The sequence below is a fragment of the Dechloromonas sp. HYN0024 genome (genome assembly GCF_003441615.1).
In the GTDB taxonomy this organism is placed as follows: Bacteria; Pseudomonadota; Gammaproteobacteria; order Burkholderiales; family Rhodocyclaceae; genus Azonexus.
Genome location: NZ_CP031842.1, coordinates 1,468,629 through 1,485,871 on the forward strand (window position 1 = coordinate 1,468,629; position 17,243 = coordinate 1,485,871).

The 17,243-nt window shown below is 59.7% G+C and carries 14 protein-coding genes; 9 read left to right on the plus strand and 5 right to left on the minus strand.

Annotated features, from left to right (window positions below):
* Window positions 1-21 precede the first annotated feature (21 nt).
* Both HYN24_RS06945 and HYN24_RS06950 read left to right on the plus strand, forming a co-directional pair.
* On the plus strand, window positions 22-2,109 hold the full coding sequence (locus HYN24_RS06945; protein WP_117608570.1) for a bifunctional diguanylate cyclase/phosphodiesterase: 2,088 nt from the start codon (window positions 22-24) through the stop codon (window positions 2,107-2,109).
* Entirely contained in the window at window positions 2,106-4,595 is a 2,490-nt protein-coding gene (locus HYN24_RS06950; RefSeq protein WP_240327753.1) for an ABC transporter permease, read from the plus strand. Before HYN24_RS06945 ends, HYN24_RS06950 begins: the two co-directional genes overlap by 4 nt.
* On the opposite strand, the gene HYN24_RS06955 is transcribed toward HYN24_RS06950, so the two are convergent.
* On the minus strand, window positions 4,592-4,990 hold the full coding sequence (locus HYN24_RS06955) for an ATP-binding protein (protein WP_117608571.1): 399 nt from the start codon (window positions 4,988-4,990) through the stop codon (window positions 4,592-4,594). The two genes, HYN24_RS06950 and HYN24_RS06955, sit on opposite strands and share 4 nt — an antisense overlap.
* A gap of 20 nt (window positions 4,991-5,010) precedes the next feature.
* On the opposite strand from HYN24_RS06955, the gene HYN24_RS06960 reads away from it, so the two are divergent.
* Both HYN24_RS06960 and HYN24_RS06965 read left to right on the plus strand, forming a co-directional pair.
* Window positions 5,011-5,457 carry a FecR domain-containing protein gene (locus HYN24_RS06960; protein WP_117608572.1) on the plus strand — a complete coding sequence of 149 codons (447 nt, stop codon included), beginning with the start codon at window positions 5,011-5,013 and terminating at the stop codon, window positions 5,455-5,457.
* The gene (locus tag HYN24_RS06965; protein WP_117608573.1) at window positions 5,450-6,037 is read left to right on the plus strand and encodes an OmpA family protein; all 588 of its coding nucleotides are present in this window, start codon (window positions 5,450-5,452) and stop codon (window positions 6,035-6,037) included. Before HYN24_RS06960 ends, HYN24_RS06965 begins: the two co-directional genes overlap by 8 nt.
* Here HYN24_RS06965 and HYN24_RS06970 read toward each other — a convergent pair.
* From HYN24_RS06970 to HYN24_RS06980, 3 genes are read right to left on the minus strand one after another with little or no spacing between them, the layout of a single operon-like run.
* On the minus strand, window positions 6,024-8,150 hold the full coding sequence (locus HYN24_RS06970) for a CHASE2 domain-containing protein (RefSeq protein WP_117608574.1): 2,127 nt from the start codon (window positions 8,148-8,150) through the stop codon (window positions 6,024-6,026). The genes HYN24_RS06965 and HYN24_RS06970 overlap by 14 nt on opposite strands.
* Window positions 8,147-9,109 carry an MBL fold metallo-hydrolase gene (locus HYN24_RS06975; protein ID WP_117608575.1) on the minus strand — a complete coding sequence of 321 codons (963 nt, stop codon included), beginning with the start codon at window positions 9,107-9,109 and terminating at the stop codon, window positions 8,147-8,149. Before HYN24_RS06975 ends, HYN24_RS06970 begins: the two co-directional genes overlap by 4 nt.
* Window positions 9,106-9,453, minus strand: coding sequence for an STAS domain-containing protein (locus HYN24_RS06980; protein WP_162888631.1), 348 nt, complete (start codon window positions 9,451-9,453; stop codon window positions 9,106-9,108). The genes HYN24_RS06975 and HYN24_RS06980 overlap by 4 nt, the downstream gene beginning before the upstream one ends.
* A gap of 160 nt (window positions 9,454-9,613) precedes the next feature.
* Here HYN24_RS06980 and HYN24_RS06985 point away from each other — a divergent pair, with 160 nt between their 5' ends.
* The 3 genes from HYN24_RS06985 to typA all read left to right on the plus strand — a co-directional run bounded on the left by HYN24_RS06985 (window position 9,614) and on the right by typA (window position 14,090).
* Entirely contained in the window at window positions 9,614-11,764 is a 2,151-nt protein-coding gene (locus HYN24_RS06985; protein ID WP_240327772.1) for a YgiQ family radical SAM protein, read from the plus strand.
* 21 nt (window positions 11,765-11,785) lie between these two features.
* On the plus strand, window positions 11,786-12,178 hold the full coding sequence (locus tag HYN24_RS06990; RefSeq protein ID WP_117608578.1) for a group II truncated hemoglobin: 393 nt from the start codon (window positions 11,786-11,788) through the stop codon (window positions 12,176-12,178).
* A gap of 70 nt (window positions 12,179-12,248) precedes the next feature.
* Window positions 12,249-14,090, plus strand: coding sequence for a translational GTPase TypA (typA, locus tag HYN24_RS06995; RefSeq protein ID WP_117608579.1), 1,842 nt, complete (start codon window positions 12,249-12,251; stop codon window positions 14,088-14,090).
* 63 nt (window positions 14,091-14,153) lie between these two features.
* On the opposite strand, the gene moaA is transcribed toward typA, so the two are convergent.
* Window positions 14,154-15,224: a GTP 3',8-cyclase MoaA gene (gene moaA / locus HYN24_RS07000; RefSeq protein WP_117608580.1), complete on the minus strand. Its 1,071-nt coding sequence runs from the start codon at window positions 15,222-15,224 to the stop codon at window positions 14,154-14,156.
* Here moaA and HYN24_RS07005 point away from each other — a divergent pair.
* Both HYN24_RS07005 and HYN24_RS07010 read left to right on the plus strand, forming a co-directional pair.
* A complete protein-coding gene (locus HYN24_RS07005; protein ID WP_117608581.1) occupies window positions 15,223-15,450 on the plus strand; it encodes a hypothetical protein in 228 nt (75 codons plus the stop codon). The genes moaA and HYN24_RS07005 overlap by 2 nt on opposite strands.
* Before the next feature lie 37 nt (window positions 15,451-15,487).
* A complete protein-coding gene (locus HYN24_RS07010; RefSeq protein ID WP_162888632.1) occupies window positions 15,488-16,636 on the plus strand; it encodes a hypothetical protein in 1,149 nt (382 codons plus the stop codon).
* Window positions 16,637-17,243: the final 607 nt, after the last annotated feature.

The following is a 17,243-nucleotide window of genomic DNA, read 5'->3' on the forward strand; positions in this document are numbered from 1 at the left end:
GGTATATAACTTTCGGCCTATATGTTTAACCTTTCCCGCTACTTCTCGACGGTCAGCTTCATCCTTGTCGTGCTTGCCGCAGGCGTTCTTGGTCCGCTCTACCAGAAGTTGTCCATGCAACAGCTTCAGGAACTCGCCGAGGGGCGAAATATTGCGATGGCACAGGTCTTTCAGAATTCCCTGCGCCATTCGCTCGATGCGGTGATGGACGATTCGGTGGGGCGCGATGCCGATTTCCTCAGGCAATCCGAGGAATCTCGCCGTCTTCATGGTGATGTCCTTGAATTGATGCGCGATACGGCGGTGATCCGGGTCAAGCTCTACAACCGCCTGGGCAGTACGGTGTTTTCCACTGATCCCGGGCAAATCGGCGAGAGCCGTCTGGACAACCCGGGATTTCGCGCTGCGATCAGTGGCGGCATCACCAGCGAATTGACGCACCGGGACGCCATCGATAGTTTCGAGGGGGTTCTGGCCAAGGTCGATGTCCTTGCAACCTATATACCGATCCGTGGCACGGACCAGTCGGTTACCGGTGTTTTCGAGCTGTACCAGAACGTCACGCCCTTTGTCAGCCATCTGCATCGCAATATGTGGCTGGTCACCGGGGGGGTGGCGCTGGTCTTTGCCAGTCTCTACCTGTTGCAGTTTCTGGTTGTCAGGCGTGCCCAGGGCATCCTCGAAGACCAGGAGGGGCATATTGCTGCTGCCCGCGATACGCTGGAAATTCAGGTGGCGGCCCGGACCGATGAACTGAAAAGAACCAATACCCAGCTCGAGGCCGAAATTGCCGAGCGGCGTCAGGCCCAGAACAAGCTAAATTACCTGGCTTATCACGATCCCCTGACTGGGCTGGCCAACCGGCGTAGCTTCATCGAAAGACTCGAGCAGAATCTTCGTGAACTGGCCCCGGATGATGACCGCCTTGCGGTTCTCTTCATCGATCTCGATCAGTTCAAGCAGGTGAATGACTCCCTCGGTCACGGCGTTGGTGACGAACTGCTGGTGGCTGTCGCTGCCCGGCTGTCCGACCGGGTCAGCCTGATCGACATGCTGGCCCGCCTTGGTGGCGACGAATTCATCTGCCTCATGGAAGGGGTGCGCGACAAGGACGAGGTAGAAATGCTGGCGCGCGAGATCATTGGTGCTTTCGAGGATTCCTTCGTTCTCGGTGACCACGAACTATTCCTCAGTGCCTCGGTGGGCATCAGCCTGTCGCCTGGTGATGGCGATAGCGTGCTTGATCTGATGCGTAATGCCGATACCGCCATGTACCGCGCGAAGGCCATGGGACGTGGCTATTTCCACTTTTACACGCCGGAAATGACACGTGATGCGCAGGAGCGCATCCGCATGGAAAACCTGCTGCGGCGAGCTCTTGATAACGGCGAGCTATCGGTGCATCTACAGCCCCAGGTCGAGACATCGACCGGCCAGCTGGTCGGCGCCGAGGCGCTGGTGCGCTGGAACAGTCCCGAGCTTGGCCTGGTCATGCCGATGCGCTTCATTCCGCTGGCCGAGGATTCCGGTCTGATCGTCGGACTCGGCAACTGGGTGCTGCGTGAAACCTGTCGCCAGGTCATGCAATGGCGGGCCAGTGGTTTTGACCTGCCCCAGGTCTCGGTCAATCTTTCGGTCAAGCAGCTCGAACGGCCCGAATTTGTCGAGGTACTGAGCGACATCCTCGATGAAACCGGAATAGATGCAGCCAGTCTCAAGCTGGAGCTGACCGAGTCGGTGGTGATGGCCGTTGGTGACGCTTTTTCGCTGCTGGAACGGGTACGCGACCTGGGCATCAGCCTGGCGCTTGACGACTTCGGAACCGGCTACTCGTCACTCAGCTACCTGAAGATGCTACCGGTGCAGCAGCTCAAGATCGACAAATCCTTTATCGATGGCATCGGCAAGAACCAGGGTGATGAAGCCATTATCCGGACGGTCATGGCTCTGGCTAGCAGCCTGGAATTCGAGGTGGTCGCCGAAGGGGTGGAAACCGTCCAACAATCAGATTTTCTGGCCGCCCTGGGTTGTCAGCAATTGCAGGGGTATCTGCACGGGAAGGCCGTCGCTCCGACGGAATTTCACGCTCGCTGGTCGATTCAATCGTGAACACCGGGGCCGCCTGGCGCATGCTCGGTCGCGAGTTGCGCTCAGGCGAGCTTCGCCTGCTCTTTGCGGCCCTGGCCATAGCGGTGGCTGCCGTTACCGCCGTTGGTTTTTTCGCCGATCGCGTACGTCTGGCACTGGAGCGCGAGGCTCGGCAAATGATGGGCGGCGATCTCATCCTGATCGCCGATCACGCCTTGCCCGACAGCTATTCTGCCGAGGCGCGCCGCCGTCACCTCGATCTCGCCCAAACCCTCGTTTTCCCGAGCATGGTGGTCAGTCCGGGAGGGGCGCAACTGGCCGACATCAAGGCGGTCAGCCCGGGGTATCCCTTGCGCGGTCGGGTCGAAACCAGTCAGCAGGCCGGCTTGGCTGGCGTTCCGGCCGATGGTGGCCCGCCGCCCGGGACGGTCTGGCTCGATGAGCGACTGGCAGCGGCTCTGCAGGTCATGCCGGGCGGTGACGTGACGGTCGGGGCGCGGGCCTTGCGGGTTGCCGCCATCCTGACCCGCGAACCCGACCGTGGCATCAATTTCTTCAGTCTGGCACCGCGCCTGATGATGCATGTCGATGACCTTCCTGCAAGCGGACTGATCCAGCCCGGGGCCCGTATCCGCTACAGTCTACTTGCTGCCGGTGATGCGACAGCGGTTGCCGGTTATCAAGCCTGGCTGGCGGAACGTCTGGCGCGCGGTGAAAGGCTTGAGGACAGTCGCAACGCGCGTCCGGAAATCCGCGGGGCGCTGGATCGCGCCGAGCGGTTTTTGGGCCTGGCGACAGTGCTCACCGTTGTATTGGCTGCAGTCGCCGCCGCGCTGGCCGCCCGCCGCTACATGCAGCGCCATCTCGATGCATGTGCCGTGATGCGCTGCCTGGGGATGACCCAGGGCGGCCTGTTGCGCCTGCATGGCTGGATGTTCCTGTGGCTGGCCCTGTGCGCCGCCAGTTTCGGTAGTGCGGTCGGCTATGGTGGACATTTTGTCCTCATTCACTGGCTTTCCGGCCTTCTTGTCCTTGATTTGCCGGCACCCGGCGGGTGGCCGCTGGTAGGGGGGATGGGGGTTGCCGGCGTGCTGCTGTTCGGCTTTGCTTTTCCTCCTCTGCTGCAACTAGCCAGTGTGCCTACCCTGCGTGTGCTGCGCCGCGAACTGGGTACTGCCAAACCCGCCTCATTGGGTGCTTATGGGCTTGGACTCGTCCTTCTCGCCGGATTGATCATCGGTGTTGCCGGCAATGTCAGGCTGGGTGCCTGGGCGGTTGTTGGCTTTGTCGTTGCCCTCGGCAGTTTCTGGCTGCTTGCCCGACTACTCATCGCCATTGTCGCCCGTCTCCGCGGGGGTGTCGGGTTCGGCTGGCGTCAGGGGTTGGCCGGCCTGACGCGTCATGCCTCGTCCAGTGCGGTACAGATTGTGGCGCTGGCAATCGGCCTGATGGCCATGCTCCTCCTGACGGTGATACGGGCTGAATTGCTTGATGCCTGGGAAAAGTCAGTACCGGCCGATGCGCCCAACCGGTTCGTCATCAATATCCAGCCTGAACAACGCCAGCCGATCGACGCCTTGCTGCGCGCCGCCGGTGTCGACGCTGAACTGCTGCCCATGATCCGTGCCCGGCTGATCAGCATCGGTGGGCGTGCGGTCAGTCCGGCCAGTTTTCCCGATGACGAACGGGCTCAGCGCCTGATTGAGCGGGAGTTCAATCTATCCTGGCGCAGCACCTTGCCAGTTGGCAACCAGATCACTTCCGGCCGCTGGTTTGCGGCAGAAGATGCGGGGCAGGGGCTGGCTTCGGTCGAGGAGGGTTTGGCCAAGACACTGGGCATACAATTGGGTGATGAACTGGTTTTCATGATCGCCGGGGTTGAAAAGCGGGTAAGGACGAGCAGTCTGCGCAAACTTTCCTGGGATTCGATGCGCGTCAATTTCTTTGTCCTGACCCCCCCCGGCGTTATCGAGGATGCACCGGCCAGCTATATCACCAGTTTTCATCTGCCGGCTGGGCAAGCCGAGGCGGGAGGGGAACTGGTCCGGCGTTTTCCTGGTTTGACGGTGATCGATGTCGGGGCCATCCTCGGCCAGTTGCGTTCGGTCATCGGTCAGGTCGCCGGTGCGGTGCAGTTTGTCTTTCTCTTTGCCTTGCTGGCGGGCGGCATTGTTCTGTATTCCGCGCTGTTGGCCAGCCTCGACGAGCGCCGCCACGAACTCGCCGTGATGCGGGCCCTCGGGGCGCAGCGGGCGCAACTGCGTCAGGCCATGCTGGTCGAGCTGGGCATCATCGGCTGTTCCGCCGGGCTGATGGCCGCCCTCGGAGCCATGCTGCTCGGCAAAATAGTCGGTCAGCAGGTGTTCCAGCTGGATTTGTCTTTCGCGCTGTGGTTGCCGGCCCTGGCTATGGTCGGCGGCGGTTTTCTGGCGGTCGTCATCGGCTGGCTGGCGGTTCGTCAGTTAATCGCCACGCCACCCTTGCTGGCGCTGCGCAACGGCGCCTAAAAGGCAATTTCAGTGACGTTGCACTGATCGATCCGGCGGTAGCAAAGGGACTTTCCCATACCGTGGATCAAACCCAGGCCCAAGCCGCCAAGGGTGTCGGGCGCGGCATTTCCCGTGCGGATTGCTGACGTGTCGAAAGGCGGTGCATTGTCTTCATAACGCAGGGTCAGGACATTGTCGTTGAGAAAAAGGGCGATGCCGACCTTGTGCTCAGTCTCGCCCTGATGGCCGTGATTGATCGTGTTCATGAACAATTCTTCAACCACCAGTTGCAGGCGCAATGCGTCTGCATCGGCAACGCCGAGGCTGGCTGCATGCTTGGTCATGGTCGCAAGTAGTCCGGAAAGCTCGGAGTAGCGCGCACTGACAGAAATGTCCGTAGAATAATCAGTCATCGATTCATCAAGGTTTTCACATGATTAAAGCACATTGGGCTGCGCTTTGTACGCTGCTGGCCTTTTCCGTCCAGGCAGCCGAACCCGCAGGGATGATCAAGGTCGCCAGCGGGGAAGTCAGTATCGAACGCGGCGGCAAGCGACTGCCAGCGGTTGTCGGCAGCATCATCGAAATTGCCGACAAGCTCCGCACCGGGACCAATGGCTCGGTCGGTGTGACCCTGCGCGACAATACACTGTTGTCGGCCGGTCCGAACTCGGTCCTCGTCATCGACAAATTTGCCTTCGACCACGCCACACAGGATGGCCACATGTCGATCGGGATTCGCAAGGGAACACTGTCTGTCGCCTCGGGCAAGATTGCCAAACGGACGCCTGAGTCGGTCGATTTCCATACCCCGACCTCGGTGCTCGGCGTGCGCGGTACCGAGTTCGTCGTCGAAGTCGTCGGTGATCGCGATGAATAAGGGTCATCGCTACCTGGCCGTGATGGCGTTTTTGCTGCTCGGGGCTTGTGCCAACGAGCGGGTTATCCTGTTGCCGTCGAACGATGGTCGGCCGAGTGCCGTTGTCGTGCGCGACGGGCGCGGCGAGGTGGTCCTCGATAAACCCTATGCCGCAACAACGCGCAGTGCAGGAGGCAAGGATACGTACCAGTCGTCAGCCGATGATGTCCGGGCACGTTTCGCCCAGGCTCTTGCTGCGCAACCGCCCCGACCGTCGAACTACGTGCTGTATTTCGAGGCTGGCGGTAATGTCCTTACGGCAGAGTCACAGGCGGCAATGGTCAGCATCCGTCAGGAGATTGCCCAGCGTGCTGCTTCCGAAGTCATGGTCATCGGCCATACCGACCGGGTGGGTAGCGCCGAGGCCAATGACCGGCTTTCCAGAAAAAGGGCTGAGAGTTTGCGTGATTTGCTGATCGAGTCAGGCATTGCCGCCGACAAGCTCGAAGCAGTCGGACGCGGCGAACGCGATCCGCTGGTGCCAACCGATGACGACGTCGATGAACCGAGAAACCGGCGGGTTGAAATCAGCGTTCGCTAGTGGTCTGGCCGTGCCAGTGCATCACTAAAAGCGTCAGGTCATCGGTCGGCGGGTGACCTGATTCGAAGCGGCGTACAGCATCGCGCAGGGCCGTGGTCGCGCGTTCGACCGGGTCTGCGCCGGACTTCAGAATCGCTGCATGGAGGCCGGTCATTCCGAACATTGCCTTACCATTGCCGGCCTCGGTCACACCATCGGTAAACAGGTAGAGGCGGTCGCTTGGCAGCAACTGCAGATGGCCAGCCTGGTAGGGAAAATTGCCGAGGGCGCAGAGTGGCGGGCCGGCTTTTTCTGCCGTATCGATGCGCAATAGCTGGCCATGACGCAGGATGATCGGGGCATCATGGCCGGCGCAAACGTATTCGAGATGGCCTGACTGGAGATTGAGGATGCCGATGAAGGCGGTGACGAAGAGATATTCGCTGTTGTCGCGGCTAAGCTCACATTCCAGTTCGCGCACGGCCAGGCCAAGATCGCTCTGGCGGCGCATCAGCGCGCCGGTCAATGTCTTCGACATGGCCATGAACAGGCTGGCGGGGACGCCTTTTCCCGAGACATCGCCGATGGCCAGGCAGAGGTGCTGCTGATCGAGCATGAAACAGTCGTAATAGTCACCGCCGACCGCCAGGGCGGGTTCGAGCAGTGCCGCAATGGAAAAGCGTTGCTCATCGGCAAAGAGGGTCGCCGGGTTGGGGAGCAGGCCTCTCTGGATGCGCCGGGCGGCATCCAGTTCGCCGGCTGCGCGGGCCGCTTCTTCGCGGCTTTGCTGCAGTGTTCGTTCAGCCGTGCGGCGCTGGCTGTCGGCGGCAATCAGCGTGTTTCCCAGAAGCAGGATGAACACCGGGACAAGCAACACGAACGGGGTAAGCCCATCGAACAGCCAGCGACCGGTGAAAAAGGCGAGGAAACCGCTGCCAACCAGAAGCAGGCCCAGCGTGGCGAAGCTGATAACGGCATAGCGTGGCCGCAACACCGGGATCATCACGATGAGCAGCAGGCCACCGAGCAGCAGCGTCGCACTTTCCAGGCCTGACATCCAGGGCGGACGCTTCAGGGCAGTACCTTCAAGCAGGCTTTCGATCACCTGGGCGTGGATGTCGATACCCGGCAGGCTTTCGCCGAGGGGTGTGATGATGCGGTCCTGCAGCCCGGTGCTGTTGAAGCCGACAATGACGAAGCGGCCCGTGAAAATTTCGGTGGGATGAACACCGGCCAGGACGTCGGCGGCGGAGAGGTAGTAATTTGAAGAGGCGCGCCCGAAATGCAGCAGCACTTCGCCATTGCCCTGGGTCGGCAAACGATAGTCGCCGATCCGTATCGCCGTCATCCCATCGCTTCCCGATTCCGGCACCACTGCAGGATCGCCCAGTGCCAGACGAACCATTTCGAGGGGCAGAGAGAGGAAAGGCAACTGTTGGATGGTGGCCAGCGCCGGGATGCGGCGCAGTACCCCCCGCTCGCTATCGGCTTGCAACTGGCCCTGGCTGCCATTGATCAGTCCTTCCCCGGCGGCAGCCTTTTCGAGCAGCGGCAGGCTGGCCAGGGCGCCGGCATAGTTTGGCAACTGCTGTTGCACTGCGGCTTCTGCCCTGAATGCGGGGAGTGGCCGGGCCGCTTGGGTCGAGCCGGGTAACTCCTTGCTCAAACCAACGACCGCCAGGACCGTTGGTCGGACGCTCAGGGCGCTGGCTAGTTGCTGGTCGGGATCAGGCAGCCGGGCCAGGGTGTCGGCCGGCAGATCGGGGTAGCGGGCGGCGAGTCCGGCCGGGCTGAAGCGGTCGGGTTCGGAAAAAACGATATCGATGCCGAGCGAGAGCGGCTGCCCGGCCTGAATGCGATTGACCAGTTGCGCCATCAGGTCGCGTGACCACGGCCATTGACCATGTTTGACCAGACTCTGGCTGTCAATGCCGACGACGATAACCGGCTCGCTGCTGCGCTCTCGCGGCATCTGCCGCTGGTACTGGTCGAACAGGGCTTCCCGAACGGTGAGTAGCGGCGTCTGTTCGCTGGAAAATTGTAGCAACAAGGCGGCAACGAGCAGCAGCAAGGGGAGGATCCGGCTGTGTTCGAGCCGGATGGCAGCGAGGAGCAGACCGGTCAGACGCCTCACAGGTCGATAGTCAGGCCGTCATAGGCGGAGATGATCTCCAGCGGCGCCCGAAAACCGCGTGTAATCTGCTCGAGCCGCCGCGTTTCAGCGACCAGGCGGGAAAGCTGCTTGTCGTCATGCACCGGTTCGTGGTGAAAGAGGGCCAGTCGCCTGGCCGCCGCTGCCTGACACAGCTCAACCCCGACAATGTTGCTCGAATGGCCCCAGTCCGCCTTGACCGAAACGGCTTCGGCCAGCGAATACATGGCATCGAAGATGACCAGGTCGGCCTTGCTGAAAAACTGGCTGAACGCGGCGTACTCGGCAGGATTGTCCAGCCGGTGTTCGGAGTCGGTGGAGTAGACGACGGTCTTGTGGCCGCTTTCAAAGCGATAGCCGTACGAATCGCCGGCATGTCGCTGGCGCTTTGGCTTTACATTGATGCCCGAGATCGTGCGGGTTTCATCCGGGACCATGAGGTCGAATTCAATTTTTGCGCCGGCCTGGGCGTAATCGACCGGAAAATTGGGCGACTGCATCTGCTGGCGGACCGCCTCTTCGAGATTGGCATGGCAGCCGTGAATGACGATGCGGTTGCCGGCGATGTACATCGGCGCGAAATAGGGGAAACCCATCAGGTGATCCCAATGCAGATGGGAAATGAAGATGTGATAGGTCTGCGGGTTGGGCGTGCCGAAGCGGGCTATTTTGGCCTGGCCGAGGGGGCGGGCACCGCTGCCCATGTCACAAATGAAATGCTCGCTGCGGTCGGTAATGATTTCAACGCAGGATGAATTGCCACCAAAGGTGCCGGCCACCGAAAAGGGTAGTTTGTCGATGAATTCATCGAGGGCGGCGCGGGTCTTGAATGTCTTGCCATTGGCTGCCGTCAGGGCGGCGACGATTTTTTCCCGGATGTCGTGGTGCGAGAGGGAGACCGGTAGCGAACCCCGCGTTCCCCAGAAAACAACCTGTTTCATGAGCCCAGTGCTTTGCAGGCTGATTCAATGCTGGCGTAGCAAGGGACGATGAGGTTGAAACGGCTGATTGCGAAGACTTCCTGAACCATCGGTTGCAGGGCGGTTATGGCGAATATGCCCATTTGCCCCTTGGCTCGGCGGGAGGCCATCATGAGGACACGCAGTCCGGCACTGCTGATGTAATCGACCCCGGAAAAATCGAGGAGGAGGGGAGATGCTCCCTGGGTGCAGCGATCAAGCAGGGGGTCGAGTGCTTTTGTGAACTCTTCGCTCGCGTTGTGGTCTATGCGACCGCTGACGGAAACGATCAGGATGCCGGCCTGTTCGCGGGTGGGAAGTTTCATCATCACGCAAGGTGGATTCTATGACAAAAGGCAAGTATGCCACGCCACCAAACGCTCTCAGGTAAAATATTGCATGGATTCAAATCAGCCAGTTACCCGCCCGCTTTTCGGTCATCGTAAATTCTGGGCCCACCGCTTCGGTCCCGCCCCCTTCCTGCCCATGTCTCGCGCCGAAATGGATGCGCTCGGCTGGGACTCGTGCGACATCATTCTCGTCACCGGTGACGCCTATATCGACCATCCCAGTTTTGGGATGGCGTTGATCGGACGTTTGCTTGAAGCGCAGGGTTTCCGCGTCGGCATCGTCTGTCAGCCGGACTGGAATTCCGCGACCGACTTCAAGAAACTGGGCAAGCCAAATCTGTTCTTTGGCGTGACCGCCGGCAATATGGATTCGATGGTCAATCGCTATACGGCCGACCGCAAGATTCGCTCCGACGATGCCTACACGCCGAATGGCGAGCCAAACAAGCGGCCGGATCGTTCGGTGACGGTCTATGCCCAGCGTTGCCGCGAGGCGTTCCCCGGCAGCATCGTGATTGCCGGTTCGATCGAGGCCAGCCTGCGCCGCATCGCCCACTACGATTACTGGTCGGACAAGGTGCGCCGCTCCGTGTTGCCTGACTCGAAGGCCGATATGCTGTTTTTCGGCAATGCCGAGCGGGCTATCGTTGAGTTCGCCCATCGCGTTGCCAAAGGCGAAAAAGTCAGCGATATCCGCGATCTGCGTGGCACCGCCTTCATGGTGTCGCCGGGTTGGCTGCCTTCGGATGATTGGGAGGCGATGGATTCGACCTCGGTTGATACGCCGGGGCCGCTGGTCAGGCATACCGATCCCTACGCCATGGATACCGGGAGTTCGGCGCAGACGACTGCGCCAGCTACGGCGCCGGGCGAGCATGCCGTTCGCATTGTCTCCCGTGAGGAAAGACTGGCGGGTCGCCGTGAGCGCCGGGCACATACCGTGATTCGGTTGCCATCCTACGAGCAGGTCAAGGACGACCCGGTGCTCTATGCCCATGCCTCGCGCACCTTCCACCTCGAATCCAACCCTGGCAATGCGCGGGCGCTGGTTCAGGCGCACGGCGAACGCGATGTCTGGCTCAATCCGCCACCCATCCCGCTGACGACCGAAGAACTCGACGCGGTGTACGAGCTCCCCTATGCCCGTCGGCCGCATCCGTCCTACGGCGAAGCGAAGATTCCGGCCTGGGAGATGATTCGCTTCTCGGTCAATATCATGCGCGGCTGTTTTGGTGGCTGCACCTTCTGCTCGATCACCGAGCACGAGGGGCGCATCATCCAGAGCCGGTCGGAAGATTCGGTGATTCGCGAAATCGAGGAAATGCGCGACAAGACGCCGGGCTTTACGGGCGTCGTCTCCGACCTCGGCGGGCCGACCGCCAATATGTTCCACCTGACCTGCAAGGACCCGAAAATCGAGTCCGCCTGTCGCCGCCTCTCCTGTGTCTACCCGGACATCTGCGAGAACATGAATACCGACCACAGCAAGCTCATTTCGCTCTACCGCAAGGCGCGCGAACTCAAGGGCGTGAAGAAGGTGCTGATTGGCTCCGGCCTGCGCTACGACCTCGCCGTGCGCTCGCCCGAGTACATCAAGGAACTGGTCACCCACCACGTCGGTGGCTATCTCAAGATCGCGCCGGAACACACCGAAGAGCGCCCGCTGTCGAAAATGATGAAGCCGGGCATCGGTTCCTACGACCGCTTCAAGCAGTTGTTCGACCGTTTCTCCCGCGAGGCGGGCAAGGAGCAGTACCTCATCCCGTACTTCATCGCCGCTCATCCGGGGACCGAAGACGAGGACATGCTCAATCTCGCCCTCTGGCTCAAAAAGAACAACTTCCGCCTCGATCAGGTGCAGACCTTCATCCCGACGCCGATGGCGATGGCGACAACGATGTACCACAGCGAGCGTAATCCGCTGCGCAAGGTGACGCGCAGCAGCGAGCAGGTGGGCACCGTCCGTAACGGTCGCCAGCGCAAGCTGCACAAGGCCTTCCTGCGCTACCACGATCCGGTCAACTGGCCGCTGTTGCGCGAGGCGCTCAAGGAAATGGGCCGCGCCGACCTGATCGGCAATGGCAAGAAACAACTGATCCCGGCCTGGCAGCCGGCCGGCGTGCCCGGCAAGACCTTCGGGACGTCGGAGCATGCCTCGAAAGTCCAAAAGCCAGGTAGCGCGCCCCGCACTGTCCAGCGTGCCGCGCGGCCGTCCGGGCAAGCCCCGGCACGCCCCGGCAAGCCGGCGCTGCCGCAACGTGGACGCCCATCAGGACGAAAACCTTAAATCACCGTGTCGGAAACACTTATGGAAACTACCACCACCACGACCTACGAAAAGATCGGCGGCGAAGCCACCATCGGCAAACTCTGCGATCGTTTTTACGAACTGATGGACACTATTCCCCAGTTTCAGGGCATTCGCGTCATGCATCCGGCCAGCCTGACCGGATCACGCGACAAGCTGTACATGTTCCTGTCCGGCTGGATGGGCGGACCGGATCTTTTTGTCGAAAAATTCGGCCATCCCCGTCTGAAGGGACGGCACATGCCCTTTGAAATCGGTGTTGCCGAGCGCGATCAGTGGGTGGCCTGCATGGCGCTGGCGATGGAGGATGTCGGTCTGAGCGAGGATATTCGCAAGGTGCTGCTGAACAATTTCTTCCACACAGCCGACTTTATGCGAAATAAAGAAGGATAAAAGTCCGGGCGGGGATGGTGCGGCGCACCATCGATGATAGAATCACGCCTTTGATTTTTCAGGCCTTCCCATGTCCGCTCGCCCGATTCGCAATATCGCCATCATCGCCCACGTTGACCACGGTAAAACCACCCTGGTCGACCAACTGCTCCGTCAGTCCGGTACGTTTGCCGCCCACCAGCAACTGGTCGAGTGCGTCATGGACTCCAACGACCTGGAAAAGGAACGTGGCATCACGATTCTGTCCAAGAATACCGCCGTTGAATATCAGGGCGTGCACATCAATATCGTCGATACGCCGGGACACGCCGACTTCGGCGGTGAAGTCGAACGCGTGCTGGGCATGGTCGATGGCGTCGTTCTCCTGGTCGATGCCGCTGAAGGCCCGATGCCGCAGACCCGTTTCGTCACCAAGAAGGCACTGGCCCTCGGCCTGCGCCCCATCGTTCTCGTCAACAAGGTTGACCGCGACGGTGCCGATCCCGATCAGGCCGTCAATCTGACTTTCGACCTGTTCGACAAGCTCGGTGCGACCGACGAACAACTGGATTTCCCGATTGTCTACGCTTCCGGCCTCAATGGTTGGGCGGCTATGGAACTTGACCAGCCGCGCGAAAACATGATCCCGCTGTTCGATACCATCCTGCGCCACGTGCCGGCTCCCGATACCGATATCGAAGCGCCGCTGCAGCTGCAGATTACCGCCCTCGATTACTCTTCCTACGTCGGTCGTATCGGCGTTGGCAAGATCAATCGCGGCAAGGTCAAGACCGGTCAGAACGTGCTGGTCATGTTCGGTACCGAAGAAGAAGCCGCCGAACACGAGCGCACCCCGATCAAGGCCAAGATTGGTCAGGTTTTCGGCTACAAGGGCCTGAACAAGATCGAACTTGAAGAAGGCCACGCTGGCGACATCGTTCAGATCACCGGTATTGAAGATCTGGTACTCGGTTGCACCGTGACCGATCCGGAACAGCCGGAATCCCTGCCGCTGCTCAAGATTGACGAGCCGACCCTGTCCATGCAGTTTATGGTCAACACCAGCCCGCTGGCCGGTACTGAAGGCAAGTTCGTCACCAGCCGCCAGATCCGTGACCGTCTGCACAAAGAACTGCTGACCAACATGGCCCTGCGCGTTCATGACACCGGTAATGGTGACGTGTTCGACGTTTCGGGTCGTGGTGAACTGCACCTTGGCATCCTGCTCGAAAACATGCGTCGCGAAGGCTATGAACTGGCCGTCGGTCGTCCGCGCGTCGTCAAGAAGACGATCAATGGTGTTGAGTGCGAACCGTATGAGCTGCTGACGGTTGACGTCGAAGAAGACACCCAGGGTGGCGTCATGGAAAGCCTCGGCATGCGCAAGGGCGACCTGACGGACATGGTGCCGGACGGTCGCGGCCGCGTCCGTATCGAATACCGTATTCCGGCCCGTGGCCTGATCGGCTTCCAGGGCGAATTCATGAACCTGACGCGCGGTAACGGCCTGATGAGCCACGTCTTCGACGAATACGCCCCGGTCAAGGACGGCACTGTTGCCGAGCGCCGTAACGGCGTGCTGATCTCCCAGGACAACGGCGAAGCCGTCGCCTACGCATTGTGGAAGCTGCAGGATCGCGGCCGCATGTTCGTGGTGCCGGGCGACAAGCTGTACGAAGGCATGATCATCGGTATCCACAGCCGTGAAAACGACCTCGTGGTCAACCCGATCAAGGGCAAGCAGCTGACCAACGTCCGTGCCTCCGGCACCGACGAAGCCGTCCGTCTGGTCCCAGCCGTCCAGCTTAGCCTGGAAGCCGCCGTCGAGTTCATCGAGGAAGACGAACTGGTCGAACTGACGCCGAAGTCGATTCGTCTGCGCAAGCGTTACCTGACGGAAATCGAGCGCAAGCGCGCCGTGCGCGGCCTGTAATTCAGGCCCAAACGAAAAAAGGCGATCTCCGGATCGCCTTTTTTGTGTCTGCAAAACCGGTTATCAGCCGCCGGTCATCGACATGAAACGGACAACCTGGGGTGCATCCATTTGCTGGGTAAAGTCGTGCCCGTAGGGCTTGATGCCCATGCTGTCGATGATTGCCTGGCGCAGGGCGGCATCGTCGCCTTCGCGCAGGGCTGGCAGCAGATTCGCAGCATCGTTCTGGCCGAGGCATGGGTAGAGTTCTCCCTTGGCGGTAATCCGGACACGATTGCAGGTATCGCAGAAATTGTGACTGTGCGGGGAGATGAAACCAATGCGTGATTCGCTGCCCGGGGTGCGCCAGTAACGCGCCGGACCACCGGAATCTTCGGTGGAAGGAAGCAGCTCGAGATGGCGCGACAGCATGTCCCGGGTTTCCTCGGACGAAATATAGGTGTTGCCCCGCCCGTGAATATCGCCCAGCGGCATTTCCTCAATAAATGAAATATCCAGCTTGTTTTCAAGGGCGAAATTGACCAGATCGACGAACTCGTCATCGTTGGTGCCGCGCATCATGACGGCATTCAGCTTGGTTCGCCGGAACCCGGCCTGACGGGCCGCCTCGATGCCGCGCAGCACTTTGGACAAATCTCCGATCCGGGTGATTTGCCGGAAGCGCTCCGGGTTCAGGGTATCCAGGCTGACATTGATGCGCTTGACGCCGGCCGCCTTCAATGGCGCGGCAAAGCGGTCAAGCTGCGAACCGTTGGTGGTCAGCACCAGGTTATCGAGGCCGGGCAGGGCACTGAGGCGCTCGATCAGCCACATCGCATCCTTGCGTACCAGCGGCTCGCCGCCGGTAATCCGCAATTTGTTGACGCCCAGGCCGACAAACACCGTCGCCACACGCAGGCACTCTTCCAGACTCATTACCGCCTGACGCGGCAGGAAGGTCATTTCCTCGGCCATGCAGTAGGTGCAGCGAAAATCGCAGCGGTCGGTGATCGATAGCCGGACATAGGAAATCCGCCGCCCGTATTTATCGAGCAGCGTGCCTTCGCGATGCCCCGCAGCAGGTGGCGTAACGTGTGGCGTGAAATCGGCAAGGCCGGCGGGTGTCATTTCCTGCCGGAGTGTCTCATTGTGCATGGCGGACGATTCTGTGATGGCCGACAAAGGGTCAGGGGCCTGTTTGATGGGCGATTATCAACGCCTGATAGGGACTCAACAAGTAGAGACATCAAAATTCGGGAAAGTTTCTTTCATCTGGACATTGAGCGACCTTGGCCAGGACAATTCATGGGCTATTAAGCTCCGTTCCGTGCGTAAACCCGATGCCATGCATTTATGGAAAAATATGTCGCCAGACGTATGATCACGACAAAATGTAACCGCCAATAGAGGAGCATTTTATGTTTCAAGCCTTTCTCAGCCCTTGGGTTAGCCGATCAGACCGGTTTGCGTTGGTACGGATTGCCGCATTGCTGTTGCTTGCCCTCTCGCCGCCCGTGCAGGCCGGGGTTTTCGACGCGATTTCCGACCTCTCCAAAGCCATCAGCGAGGGCAATGCCAAAGCGGATGCGAAGAGTGATGCCGATTTCGAAGAGGATACCAGCAAGAAATTTCCACCCTATCGCTTCGAGGCACCCGCTGCCAGCCAGTCCGCGCAATATGTTGAGACCGTGCGTGGTAGCAACTTCAAGAGTATCAAGAAAGTCGGTATCGTTAATTTCAGTGTCGAATTCGCCTTGTTCAAAGAAGTTAGCGCCATGGGTGGCAGCCAGTATCAGGGTGGTACCGCACGCGATTCGACCAAGTCGATGAAAATCCCGCAGCCCGAGGTGGCGCGCTTGCAGCAGATGGTGGATAGCCTTTATGCCCGAACTGCCCAAGATTTTGCTTCGATGGGCATCGAAGTCGTGCCCTTTGAACGCCTGAAGGCGACCAAGCATTTCGCCGAGCTAGCGCCTGCCCAGCATGCCTCGCCCTGGCTGACCGATACCAAGGATTCACAATCGGTATTCATCGCCCCAAGCGGCATGCCGCTCTACATGGACAACCCCAACCGGGCAGATTTTCTGAAGGGACTGGGCTTTACCTTTGGTACCAACACCCGCATGAAGGAAATCATGATGACCTATGACCTCAATCAGGAGGTTCATCTGGTCTCGGTCAACATGGTGGTCGACTTCGCCGCACTGAAGAGTTCGGGCAGTAGTTTTCTTTCGGTGGCTTCGACGCGAGGGGCAAATCTGCACCATCTGCACGCCAGCAACACCTTCTACCGCTTCATCAGCACAACCCAGCCTGAACTCATGGTCGTCAAGCTCAAGCAGCCTCTGGTTTCGGATGTTCGACTGATTGCGGAAACATCGACGGTCAAGGGGCAGGTCAGCACCCAAAACTTCAACGCGACCGGCATGGCGGTTGAAACAACACAAAAAGATGCCTATAACCGTGGCGCAGGCCAGTTCGACCAGGAGTCCTATTACCGGCGCAGCGGCGACATGCTGGATGCTTCACGCCAGATGTTTGCCGAGGAACTGCGCAAGCTTCGCTAAATTGCCCGAGATTATCGGGGGGGCAAGGCCAGGATTTTGCCGTGTCCCCAATCGATGGGAATCGACCGAATTTTTGGCCAGAAAACAAAAAACCCAACCAAATTGGCTGGGTTTTCTGATGTGTTTTCTGGCTCCCCGACCTGGGCTCGAACCAGGGACCTACGGATTAACAGAATCACTAGCCGATAGATAATCGTATATATATCAGCACCTTGCAATGATCGCCAACTCAAAAAACAGGCCTAAACAGGCCAGCAAAGTCCCGATTTGCCTAGGTACAGCTACGAACTGGCTACACCTAACAGGCAACAATCAGCCAAAAACGACACTTACCTTCGGGAAAAGTGCCTAACACAAAAGCCTACAAATTAATCGATGAAATGGAGGCTCGCGCTCGGTTTGATCATTTTTTAGCCTCCCTCCCATCAATTGCGGCGACCGAAATGGGGAAGCAAGAACTAGCTCGTGGGGAGAAAGACTTCCTGTTTCTCGAAGTCTGAAAAAATGTAGCCAGCGAAACTGACCTGGCACACGTCGGCGATTTACAAAGTCACCCTGTGAAGGCAACCACAAGGGCGGCATATGAGCAGGCTGGCGAAAAGGTGAT